Raw genomic sequence first — 18,189 nt, 5'->3', positions numbered from 1 at the left:
ACATTTAAGGTGATACAATGACATTTACAAACTGTGAGAGCAGCTGATTCGTGAAATAGTACCTTACCTCCATTGGATCAGCTTCGTCATTTGCAGTAATCTTACCATGCGCCATTGTCTTGCAGTTCTTACTGATTGCATAATAGGCAAACAGTTGATGAATGCCCTGCTCCGGCACTTTGGTAGCATACCCCGTAATCCCTAGTCCCCAATCTGCCGCAAATAAATAACAGACGTGGTCGGCCATTTGTTGCGCGATCTTCGCGGATACGCAGTCAACCTGCTGACCGTGGATGGGATCAATTTGTAAATGCCTGGACTTTTGTCCGATATTATAAGCCGTTATTCCTCCCTGAAAATAGCTGGAGGCTCTTTCTGCCAGGGAAAAAGCCACTTGTAAATGACCGGAAGTAACACTTTCTGCTACCGCTACCGTCTGGCCTTTTCCTATGAGCAGATCTCTGATATGATTGATTATATCCAGATCAAATGTGTTCATGTGCTTCCACCTTTGTTGTGTCATGCGAAATATCCAGCTGTTCCAGGTCGCGGTCTGCCGGCGTATTTAACACCCGGCCATCTACATCATACCGGGCACCATGGCAGGGACAATCCCAGGAACGTTCAGCACTGTTCCATCCTACCTCACATTTCATATGGGTACATACCGGATTTACAGCGTGCAACCTGCCATCGTCATCTTTATAAAGGGCAATGCGGTGACCGTCATAATTCACAACCTGTGCTTCGCCGGGCGCCATGGCCGCCAGTTCAGTAAGCTTATGCGCGGGGAACAATTTACCGAAGAAGAGTTTCACCACATCTGCATTGTGGGTCACAAAATTGGTAAAGCCTGCAATTGGTTTGATACGATTGGGATCAAACAGCTTTTCAGTGGCCCGGTGTTTATCCATAATAATATTCCGGATCACCATGGCTGCCACCCCACTATACACCATGCCATTGCCACCAAAACCAGTTGCGACGTATACATTGTCGGGTTGTCCCGGCATGTTGCCGATATAAGGTAATCCATCGGCCGACTCATAGTACTGTGAGGACCATTTGTAGTCTACGGATTTTACTTTGAAGTGTTCACGTACTAATGCCTCCAGATTGCGGAAGCATTGTTCCGTATTTTCATGGTGACCTGTCTGGTGGTCTTCACCTCCTGCTATCAGGTATTTCTTACCATTTACTTCCTGTGTTCTGAAATAGTGATAAGGTTCATACATGTCATATATCAGTTCAGCAGGATAGGCATTGTCTGCCAGTCTCACGGCAATTGCATAGCTACGGTAAGGTACACAACGCATATGCAGCAGGTTTATACCGGGAGGTATATGTGTCGCATACACGATATTCATTCCTGTAAATTCACCAATGCTGGTGTCTACTTTGATATGGTTAGCATTATGTATCTCAATGACCCTGCAATCCTGCACGATCACACCTCCGGCATTTTCGAATGCGCGGGCCAGGCCATAGATGTAAGCTAATGGATTGAACTGCGCCTGATCGGTAAATTTATAAGCCCTGGTAAAATGAAAGGGAACGGGCAGCCTGTCAGCCAACGTGATATTTACACCTTCGGCACGCGCTGATTTCGCAAGGCTCTCCAGTGCTTCAGTCTGCTGATCATCCTGTGCGAATAAATACGCGGTTGTATAGTCAAAACCACAATCGATACTAAAGCGCTCAATATTCTGCTGGATCAGACCAATAGCAGCCCCGACTGATTCCCTGACCAGGCCGGCGTCTTCCTTGCTGAAATTCTTCTCAATCTGTTCATAAGTGGTATCAAGAACTGTATTCAGATGAGCAGTGGTGCCGCCGGTGGTACCGAAACCTATATTGCCGGCTTCAAGCAACAGGCAACGTTTACCTGCTTCCTGTAATAAAAGAGCGGTAGTAAGACCGGTAATACCACCGCCTACAATGATTACATCGTAGGTGGCTGAATGATCTGCCATTAACGTGGGTTGAAAGGGTTCAATGTTACCCTGCCATAAACTAATGGTGGATGCGTCTCTTTGTATCATAGCTTCCAGATTTGATTCCTTTAACCAGTACCATAATTTATGCCGGATAGGATTGTTTTGCTGTATCCCTCAATTTCCGGGGAGGCTGCGACCATACTCTGCTATTCTAAAATTTTGCGGTGCGGTGCATTGAGCGGATTATGTGATTTTGACGGTTACAATTAAACAACCATTTACCAGTTAGCACCGTTGATTCCGGGAATGCGCTTTATGGTGACCTCTTTCCACATCATTTGCCGGTTAACCAGGGCTAAGATGTGGATAACAGATGGATAATCGCGATAGGATCACATTCGCTACGCATCTTTTTGTGGGTAATTGTGACAGTTGTGGAAGAATAAAATTTAACAAAACGATACCGGGTATCCGTGGGGTATTTTGAAATAATATTAGCTCTTTCTATTTAATTACCTGCATAATAAATATAATATTTTATTTACTTTTACAAAAAATGCAGGAATGCTTAATTTGAGGATAACAATTCAACCAACTTTCCGTCAAAAATTAAACCCCAATATAGCTTGCCAAAGCTGTAGCTAAACCAAAAAAATCGAGTCATGTCTATCACGCCACTAAAAAAAGTCTTTGCCGACACGACCGGCAAGACCAATCACTATGATGAGTACAAAGTCGATCTGTCTGACAGCCCTATTGTAATGAATTTATTCCCCGGCACAACCGGACAATCTGCTGTATCCGATGTGATCATCGACTCCACCAGGAAAGGAAGCAATATCCAGGGTTCCATTACCGATTTTACGATTGGTACCGGCAACTCCCTCGTCAACAAATTTCTGGAAGTTTACACGATCATTACAGACGTAGCCACTGATACGAACCTGACGAGCCTTGATTTTTCCCTAACCGGTGGTATAGCACCTTACCGGTACAAGATGGAAAGGACAGTGCAGCAGCAGGGTGATTCTGCCGCTTACAAGATCACTATTTTCTTCACTGACTTTTCTTAATGCTTCCCTCATGAAACGAACAATAATCATTGCAGCCATACTGGCCGTGCTGTGTATAGACGTGCAGGCGCAGTTGAACGTAGACACGACGATCACACTGGATGTATTAAAGTCGCCTGTATCACCGGCATTTAACATGCTGGGGATATCAACCAGTGCGATAGAACGCCCTTCGGACCTGAATAGTTTCAGGCTTTCGGTACAGAATGCGACCAACAATCTGACGGCTATTCCCAACAGTTATGCATTTGAAATTGCGCCGTTCCTGTTTAGTGCCAAAAAGTATACGCTAAAGGACTTTGACAGCAGCAAACATGCTTTTCTGCAATCATTCACTATCTCGGCGGGCTTCACGCATATGGGGCCTGAGGGACAGGAAGATGTGGATAGTCTGAAGACGACGAAAGTAGCGTTCGGGATCAAATTTTCCGTCATCAGACCCAAATGGTCAGCACATACCCGTTCGGTGTACAATGAACTGATAAAGCAGCAGGAGGCACTGTTAGCCGCCTATGAGCTGCCTAATATGTATTCCGATTCCCTACAGATACTAAAAGACCTGAGGGTGGCACTGGCAAAAGACACAACCCTGCCCAGGGAAGTAAAAAGAGAGCGGATGGCTAAAATGGTCGCTGACCTGCAGCGGATGCATAATCTGGTGGATTCGGTACAGCAGGAAGGTCTGCCGGGCACGGACGCCTATCAACGAGCCAGGGCGATCGCAGCTTCATTTCCGACAGAGCGTCAGGGGGTATTTCTGGATTTCACAACAGGTATGGTCGCTGATTTCCCTGATAACCGGTTTGACAATAGCCTGGTCAATAAGGCGGGCGCCTGGCTCACGGGCGGTTATGAAAACGGGAATAAAGGCATCACCTCCATGTTTATTGTACGGTATTTATACCATCCTGTGGTGATCTTTGCAGATCCGGCCGGTAAAATCAGTGCGGACAAGGCATCTACTTTTGATGCAGGTGCCCGATTCCTGCTGAGTACCTTGAATGATAAATTTACACTGAGCGGTGAGGCATTGTACCGCAGTGTGATTGGCAATAGTATGCTCGATCCTTCCTGGAGGCTGGTATTGAGCACGGAATACGAGGTTGCAAAAAACCGGAAGGTTACGTTTTCGTTTGGGAGGAATTTTGACGGTGCGATTAGTACGGGAGGCAATCTGATTGCGGCCATTAACTTCATCGCCGGGTTCGGCGGTGAGCGGAAATTGAAGTAGGAACAATGCGGTTAATGTATTTTCTTTGCCTGTAAACCGTTTGTAGGGCGGAAGACCGCGCGGGACTTATACTATACTATACTGTCGGTTACCGGTGCGGGCGACATTGGGAATCGACAGCGCCTTTTTTGACAACCCGGCATATTGTTTTTTAAATAATTTTGTATCTTAGCGAAGAGAGACAACTATTCCACGATCAATATTCTATAGAAAACTTGCATTGATAGTATTCGTTTTGCACCATAATCATTACTATTAATGACGGAGGTCACCGTTCCACGATTTTATTTCATTTACCTTTAAACTGATTAAAAAATTAAACGCTATGAAAAAAAATGTCGGTACAGTTGATGGATTGATACGCGTCATCTTAGCCATCATTACCATCTTCCTGTTTTACAACAAGATACTTACAGACAGTCTTTTCATGATCATAGCAGTTATTCTTCTGCTGACCAGTCTCACCGGCTTTTGCCCTTTGTATTCGCTGCTGGGATTGAAAACAAGGCATGAGGCACCTAAGGAGCCTGCGCGGAGTTAACGTACTTGTCATAACAACAATAACGAGGCTGCTATCTTGATTGATGGCAGCCTCTACTTATTTAGGCGAATATAATGCCCTAATTCCTCCCCTCTTTTATAGATGGTTATCTAATCTACTTTCTGTATGCAGCAAATAATGATTAATTTTTAAACAAGCCACGGGTAAGGCAATTCCCCCCTTTCACGCATGGTTCTCTAACCTACTTTCTGTATGCCCCACATACTGGTTAAAATGCACACAGAACCAGCTAAAAAGCAGGTGTCCCAAACCTGAATAATTCGATAATCTTGATCAGTAAATTTCAAACCCTCAAAAGAATAACTATGAAAAACCTGGCTCTCACCCTCGCTGTGGCTTGCCTTGCCATCAGCTGTAGCAAAGAAACAAAGGTCCGACCCGACCAGCACAACCAACTGGCTGTAGCAGCTGCTGCAGGAGATGCATACACCTGGCCCACGTACTCTCCCACGCTCAGTTACAATTTCAGGAGTGAATATCCTTCACTCGCCATGCCTGCAAATATCCTGAATGATTGTCCACAGGTAGTCGGTACCCAGTCTTCCAACTGGTGGACATTCCGCTGGGGACCCAACAAAAATCCCAAAGTGACAAGTGCAGCGATCACCCCGATGCTGGCCCGACTGAACAAAGATTTTGCTTATTTCCGCGACACGATGGGATGGCCGCCGGATCTCCGGGCTAAAAAGGGATACAAGAGCGCAGTATACCTCTATGGCTCCGGACTGTGTACTGACAATGCCTCCAACACGGATCTGGGTGGCTGGCAGAGTGCAATCAATTACAACGGCACAAGCTGGCCAATGATCCTTGCCTCCTACTACCCGGTGTATGCATTTGATCCTTCGAATAATGCCTCGGATGCCTCTTACCAACAGGGAGCGATGGTACACGAAGGTATTCACGCGGTGCTGGCGGACCTCCCGGGCGCAAAGAATGCAGCATGGTTCCATGAAGGCGGGGATGTATGGTTGCAACAAACTGCTGATGCAAGAAGATCGAACAATTTCAGTTCACTGGGCTTTCTGAATGGTACGGATTTCATAGCGCCATTTATGCCGATTGAGTGTTATAGCGGCTGGTTGCAGGATGGTAGTTTTGGTGGTCCATCTGCCGAAGGGGTGAACATGTTCAATGGTTCGCAGCAGATCTGTACGTGGCGTAACTTTCTGGGTGGGCACCAGTACAGCAGTACCTTTCCCACTTTTGTAGGAAATGTATTGGGAGACGGTGCAGTACCCTGGATCTGGCGTTACGCGAACAACCGTATACTGGATGGGATGGCTTCGGGTCTCGGTGATTTACAGATGCGCAGATTGATCACCGAGTACAGGGCTAAGCAGGCGACTGTGGATTTCGGGAAATGGAAGAATGCATGCCTGGCATTGCTGAATGCGAACTTCGGGATGTCGATAGCTGCAGAATGGCAGCCCAGCTGGTTAAATCCGGCGGCATGGATTGCCACCCCCTATGTAAAAACGAAGAACAGCGGTGGTATTTTAACTCCGGACACGTTGACCTTACCGGGATGGTCAGGGGCTAACCAGATCCCACTGACGGTAAATGGTACAACGGTATCAGTGAATTTCCAGCCTATCGGGGCGAACATGACGTGTCAGCTGGTGTATCGTAGTACGACAGGAGTGCCGGTGTATAGTTCATATGTGAGCAGCGGTACCTGTACCTTGAAGCTGGATGCAGCACCGGCAAATGGTGTAGTCATTGCAGTTATAACCAGTACAGATTATACATATAACGGGGATGCAACGAGGAAGAAGAAGTATGATTACCGCTTGCAGCTGGTGAGTGGAGTGAGCGGCGCAGCAGATATACATACAAAGTGGTATAATTCTGCTTCGCTGTCCGCAGCGAGAGAGATGCCGGGTGTAGTGGGGATAGACTGGTCAGTATATTGCTTGCACAGGCAGTAACGGGCAGTTGATAGTAGTACTTTTAGGAAAACTGTGTTATTAAATGGGGGTTAAAAAAGACCTCCATTTTTTTTGAATATAAATTATTCCCTATCTTGCCTTTAAATAATAGGGACATGAAGTAGATATTGAGAATTGTTACCACCCAATTTTCCAACTAATTTTCTGATCGCCATGAAAACCATACTGACCTACCTCATTATAGGCTTTGCTGTGGGTTATTTCGTATACACCAGGGTTTTACCTTTATTTCAAAAGAAGAAACCACCTTTTACGCCTGTATTTCGTGATCCGAACAGCACGCTGACTGAAGCACAGTATAAGAAAGTTGCATTGGGCGCCATCTACAGTGAAATGACGCATGCATATATCAACACCCTGGCTACAGGGCTTGACAGGTCTTATGTAGTGGGTACACTGCTGCACAGCTACTGGAAACTAAAAACTGCAGATGAGGCGATAGAAAAACTGAAATACCTGCGGGACAAGGGTTTCCGGTACTACCTGCCAGCTATCTACAAGGCGCTGATGGCGAAGACAGAGGAGGAGCAGGAGTTGATTATGGATGACTATTTTCATGACGGAGAAGATTACGGGAAAGCTTTTTCGCAGTTACACAATCTGATGGATACAATGCCTGAATTGCTGCAGGATGGGATTCTTCAGAATGAACAGGATATTTTGAAGTACGGTATGATCGGCTGGGATTGTGGCAGGTTAGTCTTCCTCACAAGACTTTGCCTCGAAGCCCGGATCATTACAGAGAAAACAGCCTGGGAATACATTGATGCGGCGAATGAGCTGGCACACATTACGTATACCGATTGGGAGTCTTACGCAAAGAGTTATGTGCTGGGACGCGCGATGTGGGGTGGTGTGCATTCGGGAAACAGGGATGTGGCTGCAATTGCAAGATATCTATTGGAGAGAGCCGACAGCCCCTGGAGGCAGTTGCCGTGGTAGAGCGGTTATGCATAGCTACTTCGTGCATGGCCCTGGAAAAAGCAAAACAAAATGAAAAAGATATTTAGATTTTACAAAACAGACAAAGGGAGTTGGTATATAGATTTACCGGAATGGACAGATGGCATTGAAGCCCTGCAAATGGTAGAAGGCGCGGACACAATGCTGGATACAGTGAGCAACCAGGCCAGAGAATGCTATCTTGAACTGAGCGATAGCCCCTTCGAAAATGCTGATGTACTGCTGCTGCGAGAGAACCTGGAAGCCAGCATTACAGGAGGCATTTACCTGATGCCGCACTATAAAGGAACAGAGATCAACCAACAAATGTGGTTGTGCGGGGTGACTACGTTTGTTTTCAACGGATTACCGGAGAAGATTTATGTGGGATATCCTGCTTAAGAAGTGCAATAATAAAGGATAACCTGCCTTAGGTAGGTTATCCTCCCTCACAAAAGCATACCTTGTCCAGGTAAATTCTCTCCCCTGATACCTGTAATAACCAGGCCTAACCCTGCTTAAAATAGATTATCCTTCCTGATGCCTGTAATATCCGGTCATAACCCGGCCTGAATCATTATCCTCCCTCACACCTGTAATAAAAAGCCGAACCTGCCTTAGGTAGGTTATCCTCCCTCACTCCCATTATAAAAAGCAATCCCCCACTAAAATGTAGATTCGCCCCCAACCCACCTTGCCATATATGCGAGAAACACGCGACATGACTTACATTCCCCCCTATCCCGGCACTTCCATAAAAAAACCTGCAAATCCCCCACCTCATCTAAAAACACCCTGCCGGAAATAACACTACATGGTAATGACCGTCATCATACAAACAATTCATCATCATAGTACAGCTTCCCCCTAAAAGATAGCTTTGTATCAAATAAACGCCATATGAGAAACGCCGTCAAACTCTTCCGCATTAAGGGTATCCCGGTGGGGGTACACTGGATCTTTCTGCTTGTCAGCTGTTGGATACTATTTGTTCCGATCATTTCCCGGGGCGATGCTCAGAGTATAGGATGGACTGCCCTGGGGGTACTGTCTATCTGGGGATGTGTGATGCTGCATGAACTGGGCCATGCCATAGCAAGTATACATGCAGGTATTCCTGTTAAAAATATACGCCTGCTGCCTACCGGTGGCCTGCCCACCATTGCCATGGAACCGGAAAAAACAAAGCATCTGATGCTCATAACCTTTGCAGGTCCCGCAGTCAATCTGTTGATCGCCCTGCTGTTGCTGCCATTCCTCGATGACTATATACCATTCTGGGATACTCACCAGCTGGTATTCAATATTACACCTAATAACTACCTGGTATTCTTACATAATATCAATGTAATGCTCGTGGTATTTAACCTGCTTCCCGCTTTTCCGATGGATATGGAGAGACTCCTTTCCCCGCAGGCATCCCTGATGAGCACCCGCATCCTGGGTGTAGTATTCTTTATCGGTGGTACTGTGACCTTGAACCGCTGGTTAGTATTCTTTGGATTATACCTGTTGCTGATGGGTGCTACCGAAAAGAGACTGGTATTAAAACCAGCTGTTAAAAACGTCTGTCTGGGCGACATTGTCAATACGGACTTCAAAACCGTTAACGCCTCCTTCACTATGGAAGAAGCCAATGCTTACCTGTTGGGCGATCATCACCGCTCTTATGTGGTACTGAACAACCAGGCTCCTATCGGGGTCATTGACAGCCAGGTGATCCACTTCTCACAAGCCCCCGGCTATTACAGAAGGAAAGTCTATACCATGATGGACAAAGATGCAAAACTGATGAACGGGAACATGACCATCTTCGATTGTTGGGATGAATTGCCGGATGAACACCTGGCACAGGTACCGGTTGTGAAAGATGGTCGATTGTTGGGAGTGGTGAGCAGGGAAACAGTCAAAGGGTATTTAACCCACCAGGACAATGCTGTCAGCTTTGGATAAATAAATAAAAGGAGGCTGCCTGAAAAGTAATCTGAAAGGTGTAGACATTCGTTCCTTCAGGTACCCGGATAAAAATCGGTTAATAAATTACTTTTCGGACAACCTCCTTTTTATATTTTATGCAATCACGATCTGATGGATGCGCTATACGAATAAGATCATTACAGACAGTTCATGCAAATATTTTAGGCAAATAACACTGTGCGCAGATATTTTGCACTTTGTGTAATACTTACATATGGATCAATAGAGAAATTCTCCTGCTCCACAATATAATATTTGAGCCCTGCCGTTTTAGCTTTTGCGAAAATAGATTTGAAATTGATGCTTCCTTTACCAACTTCTGTATTCAACTCAGGGTTTGCCTTATCCATGTCTTTTACATGTACCATGGTAAAGCGGCCTGGATATTTGTTAATCCATGCAACAGGGTCCTGATTAGAGCGTACCACCCAGTAAATATCCATCTCAAAATGCACGAGGGAAGGATTAGTACCTTTCAGCAATTCTTCATACAGCATTACACCATCCACCTTCTGAAATTCAAAGTCATGGTTATGGTAAGCCATTTTCAACCCGTGCTGCTTTGCCTTCTCAGCCAGCTTATTTATTTCAGCCACAAGATTACTGATATCACCAGCTGTTTTGCGCTTCTTTTCATCGATATATGGCATGGTCAGGTATTCCTGTCCAAGTATTTTGGCCGCCTCAATCGCATCGTCCTGGTCCTGTTCTGATTCCAGACCGTAGTGTCCGCTTGGACTTGTCAGACCGTGCTTCGTGAGCAGCGTCTTGAATTCCTGGGCACTGAGCCCCCAGAAGCCGTTCTTTTTGCTATAGCCATAGGTTTCCACTTGTTTGTAGCCGGCAGCAGCTACTTTGGCAATTACACCTTTTACATCTTTAGGTAGTTCTTCACGGAGGGAATAGAGCTGTAATCCTGCTTTAGCATTGATCTTACCAGCAGCCAATACCCCTTTCGACGAGAGTCCAAACGCCAGTCCGGCGCCAAGCAAGCCTGCCTGAGCAAGGAAAGTTCTTCTTGTGGTCATAATAATTTATATGTTTTAGCTCAAAATGATGAATTAGTTTCCGGGACAAACAAAATAAGGCGGAAATGTGAATTTTGCAAACAATGGATTGATCCTTGCAAATACACAACCTTCATTTCTGCTCACCTTTGCAGGTATAAACAAGCAATAATTATGCAAATTCATGGAAACACAATCCTGATTACCGGCGGCACGTCGGGTATCGGGCTGGCTTTTGCGGAAGAATTCGTGAAGCATGGGAATACGGTGATCATCACGGGCAGAAGACAGGACAGGCTGGAAGCTATTCAACAGCGCATACCAGGTATAGTGGTAAAACAATCTGACATTGCTGATGCTGCAGCAAGGGAGGAACTGGTGGAATGGGTGTATGCCAACTATCCTGCTACGAATGTCCTGATCAATAATGCCGGCGTACAACTGGCAATGGATCTGTCTCAGCCGGTAGATCCCCGGAGAATTCACGAAGAAATAAACACCAACCTGGTTGGACCTGTTCACCTGGGATCCCTGTTTGCACCTCATTTGGCGAATCAGGAAAACCCTGTGATTATCAATGTCACTTCGGGTCTGGCATGGCTACCGGCAGCTTTTATGCCTGTATATTGTGCCACCAAGGCGGCAATGCATTCATTTACCCTGTCTCAACGCTGGCAGTTGCGCAATACAAATATCAAAGTGATCGAGTTGGCGCCCCCATCTGTTGACACTGAACTCGGGCACGATCGCAGAGCAGACAAGACGCAATCCCATGGTGGCATTCCTATTCCTGAATTCATACAGGAAGCGATGGCGGCATTGATGGAAGGAGAACTAGAAGCCGCCATTGGTGGGGCAAAGGACCTGAGAGCGAAAGGAGAAACGATTTTTGAAGCGTTTAACAGCCGGTTCTAAGAAGAGATAACACTGTTACAGGGCGATTCATATTTCACCGGACCATGGCCTGAATAATTTTCTGATGCAGAATTTTTAGCAGCAGGTATTAATACCCTGCTGTTAAAAATTCCGCTATTTCAGACAATGTTTCCGGTGCATTTATATCGGCAAGTGGCCATACATGCTGTTTGCCTTCGTAAACGACCAGCTTTGAGTGAGGAATACGGGCATGAAAGGTTTTACTATCATCCAGCAATATTTCATTACTCCCTGCCAGGATCAAAACGGGTGGAAACTGCTCAAATCGCAGGCTATCCGGACTTACACCGGCATACTCCTTCGCTGCTTCATGCAGGTATCCGGTAGCGATTACATCTTTGCCTGCATTGACCTGATGAGAAGGCAGATCATTTTCAAGCCGGATCCAGGGAGATAACAATACTAGTGCTTTAGGCATCTCTTCCTTTCTCATAGCCGCAATCGCGGATATAATCATACCACCGCCGGCACTGTCACCCATCATTTCTACAGTTGCATCTTTAAGGGTAGCATATACTTTCAACACATCATTCAATCCCGCCGGGTAGGGATTTTCAGGAGCCAGTGCATAATCGATGAACAATACCTTCCGCCTCACAGCCTTTGCGAAATGTGAGACCATCGGTCCGTGTGATGTAATACTGCCAACGGCAAAGGCACCACCGTGGAGATAAACAAGCAGCTTGCCTGCTTCAGCTGCCGCCGGTTCTATCCGGTAACAGGATACACCTTCAATGGTGGTTGGGGTAATTGTGACACCTTCTGCTGCAGGATAATTGTTCCCGAAATTATCAAAAAACTGTCTGCGAATCTTTACGTCTTCCATTGTGCTAATATTTTTTCCAAAAGTATCCCCACTGGTATAAATTTGCAAGAGGTTAGCAAAAGCTGCCTTACTACGGAAAACTATAGTAATACTGAAAATGAGCATAAATAAATTGAAAGAAAGAGAAAAAATTTCCTGTCCGGTGGAATATGCCGTCTCGGTACTAAGCGGGAAATGGAAATTGCGGATCCTTCACGCACTGATCAAACAGAGTCCGAAGCGGTTCAAAGAGCTGGAAAGGGAAATCAGCGGGATCACCCCTACTATGCTGACGGCACAACTGCGTGAGCTGGAGAGAGATGGGATGGTAGAAAGAGAAATATTCGCAACCGTCCCCCCTACTGTTGAATACAGACTTACCGCGTTTGGTAAAACGACCGCCCCTATGATGAATGAAATAAAGAACTGGGGACTCTTACTGAAAGCGCGGCAGACTGGCAGTAATGACAATGGAATATAACAGGTAAATTTCGCGCCTTTGAAGAATAGAATAACCCACTCAGTCTCGATGATTTGGACGGCTTATACAGGCTCTTTCGGGGCAATAAAAGCACTTATCGTATTTGCATCCTGACACCGGCAACGTCAATCCCGGAAATGTTTTTTTAAAAGTCCCCTGTATGAAAACTGATTCACTGCTACGCATATTGCCCGCTCCTGTAAAAAAAGATAAAGTGAGAAAATAAATGCGTTACATGACCGACATCTATTATCTCACTTATTACCAGTGTTATTGCAAAAAATCAACTAGCCTTACTTAAAGCCTGCTCAGTTCAATCTATGCCTCCGCTTTGTTCAATAACCGCTTCAACAGCACAGCAAATATCAATGCTATTACCAGCAGCACACTAAAACAATACAATGTACCATTGTAGCTATCACTCGCACTTCTGGCAATTGCAGCAAACAAAGGTCCCGCCATGCCGGCAGCCGCCCAGGCGGTAAGCATATATCCTACGATGGCACCCAGTTCCTTTGTACCAAACAGGTCACTGATATAGGCTGTAGTGGTGGAGAATCCGGCGCCATAACAAGACACAATCAGGAAGATCATCAACTGGAATATCAGCGCATTGTGTACACCCGGCAATACCAGGAAAGCAGCTATTTCAATACAGAGAAAGGTGATAAAAGTATTCGGTCTGCCCAGGAAGTCTGAAGCCGCAGACCAGCCAATGCGACCGCCTCCGTTGAAAATACCCATGAACCCCACCATCGCTGCTGCAGCTGCGGTAGACAACCCTGCTGATTCCTGCGCCATTGGTGACGCTGCTGAAATGATGGCAATCCCACAACTGATATTGAGGAAGAACATGATCCACAGGTACCAGAATTTCCTGGAGCGAATAGCATCTTTCGCGGTCATGCCTGTAATTTCCTTCACTTTTGCCGGTCCGCCATAACCTTCAGGTGGGGGTACAATGTAGGAAGACGCAGCCAGTATGATGACGAAGTAACTACCGCCCATGATGAAGAAAGTGGTAGGAATACTGGTATGTGCGATCAGGTAGACGATCAACGGACTGCTGATGAGTGCCGCAAAACCAAATCCCATGATCGCCAGGCCGGTAGCCAGGCCCTTTTTGTCAGGGAACCATTTCACTAGTGAAGTGATCGGCGTGATATATCCCAATCCCAGGCCGATTCCGCCTATAACGCCATAAGACAGGTACAGCCCCCACAGTGAGTGCGCATATACTGCCAAACCGGAACCTGCTATGCCAGCCCCAAAGAAAAGCGCCGCCAATCGCCCGGATTTTTTAGGCCCCAGCTTTTCAACATAACTACCCAGGAAGGCAGCTGACATACCCAGGAAAAAAATAGCCAGACTAAACGTAAACTGTGTTTCTTTGAGTCCCCATCCCAGTTGTGCTATTAATGGTTTCGTGTATACACTCCAGGCATACACAGATCCGATGGAAAGATGGATCCCGACTGCGGAGGCTGCAATGAGCCACCTGTTCTTAAGTTTGTTCATGGTTGTGATGAATTATGCATATATTTTCAACTGTTCTGCGATCAGCTCTCCCATGTTATGGCACCCGTTAAATCCATCATGGTGATGGAATGCGGCCAGTTCCCCGGCCAGCTGGTCAACTTTCTTTTGTGGAGAGATCTGATCCTCTTTCATACAGGCCAGCAGATCATCCAGTCTGTAACGTACCAGGCGGATGCGGTTATTGATCAGGCTCCGCTCCTCTTCCTGGTACTGCCGCATCGTCCGGCTGTCCATATGTTTGATACCAAGGCTTACCAGTTGATTGTTGTCCTTAAAGAAATGTGGCAGGTAAAACTGTCTTCTGCCTTCATAGGATTGCTGGTCAAAGTCGATAGCACGGATGCGGTATTGGTTTCCTTCTATATCAGGTGTAATATGTACGACATAGTTATAGGCACGCATATCCCCGAGCAGTCTGATAAAACAGCGTTCATTGAACTTCACAAATTCTTTACAGATCCTGATCTGGTTAAATTTAGACGTGTTCAGGCGGTTTTTGATAAACACATCTCCCGGAAGACCGGAGATATGTTCTTCCACCAGCGTTTCGCCATCTGTGAGATAGGCGATCCTGTTAGGTGATAATATATGTTCAAGTTCCAGTCCATATACACGGGAGGCATCAGATATCTTTACGTAGAAATAATCGTAGTTATCATTCAGCGTATTCATGATGCGCACGCGAAAAGGTTTGGAATTACCAAAAGTGCAATAATCGATCTGGGATACCTGCAGGTGCTCGGTAAAAGCAGTATCGCCGGAGGTGTTCATAATGGCATAAATGAGGGTCAGCGCAGGGAACAGGGTTTCCATGTACGCAGGATCGTAGTAGACAGTTTCCCAGAGCGTGTCTTTACCATCCTTGTCCAGCAATGGTATGCTCACATGGAAACGAAGCAGGTCACTGTAGTTCACCAGTACTTTCAGGTCACGGTTATATTTACGCAGGTAATCCATCAGGGGCTGCCTGACGGGATAAACCAGTTTCTTACGGGATTGAACGTCCATCATACAATTGAGAATAAAAATGTAGCTGGCCGGATGAGCGGCCAGCTACAGCTGTATAGCAGATTAAGCAGTTACAGGTGCCTTGATCTTCACATTGGTTGTCTCAGCTTTCTGAGGACCCTCAAAGGCTGTGATATAGATCTTCTTCATTTCGCTGATCAGTGGGTAGCGGGGGTTAGCCGGCGTACACTGGTCGTCGAATGCCTGTTCTGACATCGTATCCAGGGAAGCATAGAATTTACTTTCCTGTACACCAAACTCCTTGATGCTGCGGGGTATACCTACCTGCGCTTTCAGCTTTTCGATTGCTTCGCAGAGCAGTTCTACTTTTTCCGCATCGGTTTTACCACCCAGTTGCAGGTAATCTGCAATACGGGCATAGCGCCAGCGTGCATTAGGATATTTATATTGCGGGAAGGCAGCCTGTTTACGTGGGTTCTCTACAGCATTGAAGCGGATCACTTCAGTGATGAGCATACCATTTGCCACACCGTGTGGCACGTGGTGAGTAGCCCCCAGCTTGTGAGCCAGAGAGTGACAGATACCAAGGAAAGCATTGGCAAAGGCCATACCCGCAATGGTAGATGCATGTGCCATTTTCTCTCTCGCTTTTACATTGGTCTTGCCTTCGTTATAAGCGGCTGGCAGGTATTTAAAGATCAGGCGGATAGCTTCCAGTGCCAGGCCATTCGTGAATTCACTGGCCAGTACAGATACATAAGATTCCAGCGCATGGGTGAGTGCATCGATACCGGAAGCAGATGTCAGGCTCTTAGGCATGTTCATCATTAACTCAGCATCTACAATTGCCATATCAGGAGTCAGTTCGTAGTCCGCCAGCGGGTACTTGATACCAGTATTTTCGTCGGTGATCACCGCAAAAGGTGTCACTTCAGAACCAGTACCGGCAGAAGTTGGAATAGCGATGAAGCTGGACTTAATACCCATTTTTGGGAAGTGATACACGCGTTTGCGGATATCCATGAAGCGCATTGCCAGGTCTTCGAACTTCTCTTCAGGATGTTCGTACAGCACCCACATGATCTTCGCAGCATCCATTGGAGAGCCACCACCTAAAGCGATCACTGCATCTGGCTGGAAACTTGCCATTTCTTCCGCACCCTTTCTCGCACAGATCAATGTCGGATCAGGTTCTACATCGAAGAACACCGTGTGAGCAATACCCAGTTCATCGAGGATCTTAGTGACTTTTTCAGCATAGCCCAGGCCATAGAGCACTTTATCAGTTACCAGGAATACCCTCTTTTTACCTTCTTCTTTCAGTTCCCGCAGGGCTACCGGCAGACAGCCATATTTGAAGTATACTTTCTCAGGGACTTTAAACCAAAGCATATTTTCTCTTCTTGCAGCTACGCTCTTAATGTTCAGCAAATGTTTTACACCAACGTTTTCAGATACAGAGTTACCGCCCCATGAACCGCAACCAAGGGTCAGGGATGGAGATAATTTGAAATTGAAGATGTCTCCGATAGCACCTTGTGAAGAAGGCATGTTGATGATAGTACGCCCTGTCTTCATCGCAGCACCAAACCTGTTTACTCTGTCCTGTGAAATGGTAGGATCGGTATACAGTACTGAAGTGTGGCCGAAACCGCCCAGTTTAACGAGACGTGTTGCTTTGTTCAGCGCTTCATCAAAGTCTTTTGCTTTGTACATTGCCAGTACGGTAGAGAGCTTTTCATGGCTGAATGGTTCGTCCAGTTCAACAGAAGTCACTTCACCGATCAGGATCTTGGTATCTTCAGGAACGGTGATGCCTGCCAGGGCAGCGATCTTAACAGCAGCCTGTCCTACGATATTGGCATTGAGCACGCCGTTGATCAGGAGCAGCTGGCCGACTTTGCTTGTTTCAGCTTTGCTGAGGATGTAAGCGCCGCGGTCAATGAATTCTCTCTTTACTTCTTCGTACACTTTGTCAACAACGATCACGCTTTGTTCAGACGCGCAGATCATACCATTGTCGAATGTTTTGGAGAGCAGGATAGAGTTCACAGCCATTTTCAGGTGAGCCGTTTCATCGATGATGGCAGGCGTATTACCCGCGCCTACACCAATGGCCGGTTTACCTGAGGAATAAGCGGCTTTGACCATACCGGGGCCACCGGTTGCCAGGATAAGATCAGCCTCTGCCATAACCATCTGGGAAGATTCAACGGAAGGTTCTTCGATCCAACCGATGATATCTTTAGGTGCCCCAGCTTTAACGGCTGCGTCCAGTATGATCCTTGCCGCTGCTATCGTGGAATTTTTAGCTCTTGGATGTGGTGAGAAAATAATGCCATTGCGGGTCTTGAGTGCAATCAGTGCTTTAAAGATAGCGGTGGAAGTTGGATTGGTAGTAGGTACTACTGCCGCGATCACACCGATTGGCTCAGCGATTTTGGTGATGCCAAAGGCCTCATCTGTTTCTATGACACCGCATGTTTTTTCATCTTTGTACTGATTATAAATATACTCAGAGGCAAAATGGTTCTTTATCACTTTATCTTCCACCAAGCCCATGCCGGTCTCTTCCACCGCCATCTTGGCGAGGGAGATACGGGCATTGTTTGCCGCTATGGCCGATTGGCGAAAGATCTCATCAACCTGTTCCTGGGTGTAGGTGGAAAACTGTGTTTGTGCTTTCCGTATTCTTTCAATCTTGTCGATTAAATTTTTTGAATTAGGTTCCATGTTAGAGGAGTTGATATTGATAAATAATTCCTTAACAAAGGTGGG

The 18,189-nt window shown here is 46.3% G+C and carries 16 protein-coding genes; 9 read left to right on the top strand and 7 right to left on the bottom strand.

Translation table 11 applies throughout. The annotated features are described in order from the left end of the window. Nucleotides 1–4 precede the first annotated feature (4 nt). Nucleotides 5–499, bottom strand: a complete 495-nt coding sequence (locus ABDW33_RS20315) for a CinA family protein (protein WP_343691929.1) — start codon at nt 497–499, stop codon at nt 5–7. Next, nucleotides 486–2,042: an FAD-dependent oxidoreductase gene (locus ABDW33_RS20310; protein WP_343691928.1), complete on the bottom strand. Its 1,557-nt coding sequence runs from the start codon at nt 2,040–2,042 to the stop codon at nt 486–488. Before ABDW33_RS20310 ends, ABDW33_RS20315 begins: the two co-directional genes overlap by 14 nt. Nucleotides 2,043–2,599: 557 nt before the next feature. Between ABDW33_RS20310 and ABDW33_RS20305 the strand changes: the two genes are divergently transcribed. From ABDW33_RS20305 to ABDW33_RS20275, 7 genes are all read left to right on the top strand, one after another. Continuing rightward, nucleotides 2,600–3,010 (top strand): hypothetical protein, encoded by a 411-nt coding sequence (locus ABDW33_RS20305; protein WP_343691927.1) that lies wholly within the window; start codon nt 2,600–2,602, stop codon nt 3,008–3,010. A gap of 10 nt (nt 3,011–3,020) precedes the next feature. Next, complete coding sequence (locus ABDW33_RS20300; RefSeq protein ID WP_343691926.1) at nt 3,021–4,241, top strand: hypothetical protein; 1,221 nt, start codon at nt 3,021–3,023, stop codon at nt 4,239–4,241. A 325-nt stretch (nt 4,242–4,566) separates the two neighbouring features. Beyond that, complete coding sequence (locus ABDW33_RS20295; protein ID WP_343691925.1) at nt 4,567–4,782, top strand: DUF2892 domain-containing protein; 216 nt, start codon at nt 4,567–4,569, stop codon at nt 4,780–4,782. A gap of 326 nt (nt 4,783–5,108) precedes the next feature. Continuing rightward, on the top strand, nt 5,109–6,734 hold the full coding sequence (locus ABDW33_RS20290; RefSeq protein WP_343691924.1) for a hypothetical protein: 1,626 nt from the start codon (nt 5,109–5,111) through the stop codon (nt 6,732–6,734). A gap of 174 nt (nt 6,735–6,908) precedes the next feature. Continuing rightward, the gene (locus ABDW33_RS20285; protein ID WP_343691923.1) at nt 6,909–7,697 is read left to right on the top strand and encodes a DUF1266 domain-containing protein; all 789 of its coding nucleotides are present in this window, start codon (nt 6,909–6,911) and stop codon (nt 7,695–7,697) included. 51 nt (nt 7,698–7,748) lie between these two features. Then, a complete protein-coding gene (locus tag ABDW33_RS20280) occupies nt 7,749–8,099 on the top strand; it encodes a DUF6717 family protein (RefSeq protein ID WP_343691922.1) in 351 nt (116 codons plus the stop codon). A gap of 498 nt (nt 8,100–8,597) precedes the next feature. Beyond that, nucleotides 8,598–9,650 carry a site-2 protease family protein gene (locus ABDW33_RS20275; protein ID WP_343691921.1) on the top strand — a complete coding sequence of 351 codons (1,053 nt, stop codon included), beginning with the start codon at nt 8,598–8,600 and terminating at the stop codon, nt 9,648–9,650. Between the two features lie 185 nt (nt 9,651–9,835). Here ABDW33_RS20275 and ABDW33_RS20270 read toward each other — a convergent pair whose 3' ends face one another. Next, the gene (locus ABDW33_RS20270; protein ID WP_343691920.1) at nt 9,836–10,702 is read right to left on the bottom strand and encodes a sugar phosphate isomerase/epimerase; all 867 of its coding nucleotides are present in this window, start codon (nt 10,700–10,702) and stop codon (nt 9,836–9,838) included. A 153-nt stretch (nt 10,703–10,855) separates the two neighbouring features. On the opposite strand from ABDW33_RS20270, the gene ABDW33_RS20265 reads away from it, so the two are divergent. Continuing rightward, nucleotides 10,856–11,596: an SDR family NAD(P)-dependent oxidoreductase gene (locus tag ABDW33_RS20265; RefSeq protein ID WP_343691919.1), complete on the top strand. Its 741-nt coding sequence runs from the start codon at nt 10,856–10,858 to the stop codon at nt 11,594–11,596. Between the two features lie 88 nt (nt 11,597–11,684). Here the strand turns inward: ABDW33_RS20265 and ABDW33_RS20260 are convergent, their stop codons facing one another. Further along, nucleotides 11,685–12,443: an alpha/beta hydrolase gene (locus ABDW33_RS20260; RefSeq protein ID WP_343691918.1), complete on the bottom strand. Its 759-nt coding sequence runs from the start codon at nt 12,441–12,443 to the stop codon at nt 11,685–11,687. A gap of 97 nt (nt 12,444–12,540) precedes the next feature. On the opposite strand from ABDW33_RS20260, the gene ABDW33_RS20255 reads away from it, so the two are divergent. Beyond that, nucleotides 12,541–12,903, top strand: coding sequence for a helix-turn-helix domain-containing protein (locus ABDW33_RS20255; protein WP_343691917.1), 363 nt, complete (start codon nt 12,541–12,543; stop codon nt 12,901–12,903). A gap of 318 nt (nt 12,904–13,221) precedes the next feature. Here ABDW33_RS20255 and ABDW33_RS20250 read toward each other — a convergent pair whose 3' ends face one another. From ABDW33_RS20250 to adhE, 3 genes are read right to left on the bottom strand one after another with little or no spacing between them, the layout of a single operon-like run. Next, nucleotides 13,222–14,421: an OFA family MFS transporter gene (locus ABDW33_RS20250; protein WP_343691916.1), complete on the bottom strand. Its 1,200-nt coding sequence runs from the start codon at nt 14,419–14,421 to the stop codon at nt 13,222–13,224. A 12-nt stretch (nt 14,422–14,433) separates the two neighbouring features. Next, nucleotides 14,434–15,453, bottom strand: coding sequence for a hypothetical protein (locus ABDW33_RS20245; protein ID WP_343691915.1), 1,020 nt, complete (start codon nt 15,451–15,453; stop codon nt 14,434–14,436). 60 nt (nt 15,454–15,513) lie between these two features. After that, nucleotides 15,514–18,144: a bifunctional acetaldehyde-CoA/alcohol dehydrogenase gene (gene adhE, locus ABDW33_RS20240; protein WP_343691914.1), complete on the bottom strand. Its 2,631-nt coding sequence runs from the start codon at nt 18,142–18,144 to the stop codon at nt 15,514–15,516. Nucleotides 18,145–18,189 lie beyond the last annotated feature (45 nt).

This window comes from Chitinophaga sp., assembly GCF_039596155.1.
In the GTDB taxonomy this organism is placed as follows: Bacteria; Bacteroidota; Bacteroidia; order Chitinophagales; family Chitinophagaceae; genus Chitinophaga.
This window is presented reverse-complemented; position numbering and strand designations above follow the sequence as displayed.

What these genes read in the sequence shown, in the direction of transcription:
- ABDW33_RS20315 (WP_343691929.1), bottom strand. Translation starts at nt 499, where the DNA reads ATGAACACATTTGATCTGGATATAATCAATCATATCAGAGATCTGCTC.
- ABDW33_RS20310 (WP_343691928.1), bottom strand. Translation starts at nt 2,042, where the DNA reads ATGATACAAAGAGACGCATCCACCATTAGTTTATGGCAGGGTAACATT.
- ABDW33_RS20305 (WP_343691927.1), top strand. Translation starts at nt 2,600, where the DNA reads ATGTCTATCACGCCACTAAAAAAAGTCTTTGCCGACACGACCGGCAAG.
- ABDW33_RS20300 (WP_343691926.1), top strand. Translation starts at nt 3,021, where the DNA reads ATGAAACGAACAATAATCATTGCAGCCATACTGGCCGTGCTGTGTATA.
- ABDW33_RS20295 (WP_343691925.1), top strand. Translation starts at nt 4,567, where the DNA reads ATGAAAAAAAATGTCGGTACAGTTGATGGATTGATACGCGTCATCTTA.
- ABDW33_RS20290 (WP_343691924.1), top strand. Translation starts at nt 5,109, where the DNA reads ATGAAAAACCTGGCTCTCACCCTCGCTGTGGCTTGCCTTGCCATCAGC.
- ABDW33_RS20285 (WP_343691923.1), top strand. Translation starts at nt 6,909, where the DNA reads ATGAAAACCATACTGACCTACCTCATTATAGGCTTTGCTGTGGGTTAT.
- ABDW33_RS20280 (WP_343691922.1), top strand. Translation starts at nt 7,749, where the DNA reads ATGAAAAAGATATTTAGATTTTACAAAACAGACAAAGGGAGTTGGTAT.
- ABDW33_RS20275 (WP_343691921.1), top strand. Translation starts at nt 8,598, where the DNA reads ATGAGAAACGCCGTCAAACTCTTCCGCATTAAGGGTATCCCGGTGGGG.
- ABDW33_RS20270 (WP_343691920.1), bottom strand. Translation starts at nt 10,702, where the DNA reads ATGACCACAAGAAGAACTTTCCTTGCTCAGGCAGGCTTGCTTGGCGCC.
- ABDW33_RS20265 (WP_343691919.1), top strand. Translation starts at nt 10,856, where the DNA reads ATGCAAATTCATGGAAACACAATCCTGATTACCGGCGGCACGTCGGGT.
- ABDW33_RS20260 (WP_343691918.1), bottom strand. Translation starts at nt 12,443, where the DNA reads ATGGAAGACGTAAAGATTCGCAGACAGTTTTTTGATAATTTCGGGAAC.
- ABDW33_RS20255 (WP_343691917.1), top strand. Translation starts at nt 12,541, where the DNA reads ATGAGCATAAATAAATTGAAAGAAAGAGAAAAAATTTCCTGTCCGGTG.
- ABDW33_RS20250 (WP_343691916.1), bottom strand. Translation starts at nt 14,421, where the DNA reads ATGAACAAACTTAAGAACAGGTGGCTCATTGCAGCCTCCGCAGTCGGG.
- ABDW33_RS20245 (WP_343691915.1), bottom strand. Translation starts at nt 15,453, where the DNA reads ATGATGGACGTTCAATCCCGTAAGAAACTGGTTTATCCCGTCAGGCAG.
- adhE (WP_343691914.1), bottom strand. Translation starts at nt 18,144, where the DNA reads ATGGAACCTAATTCAAAAAATTTAATCGACAAGATTGAAAGAATACGG.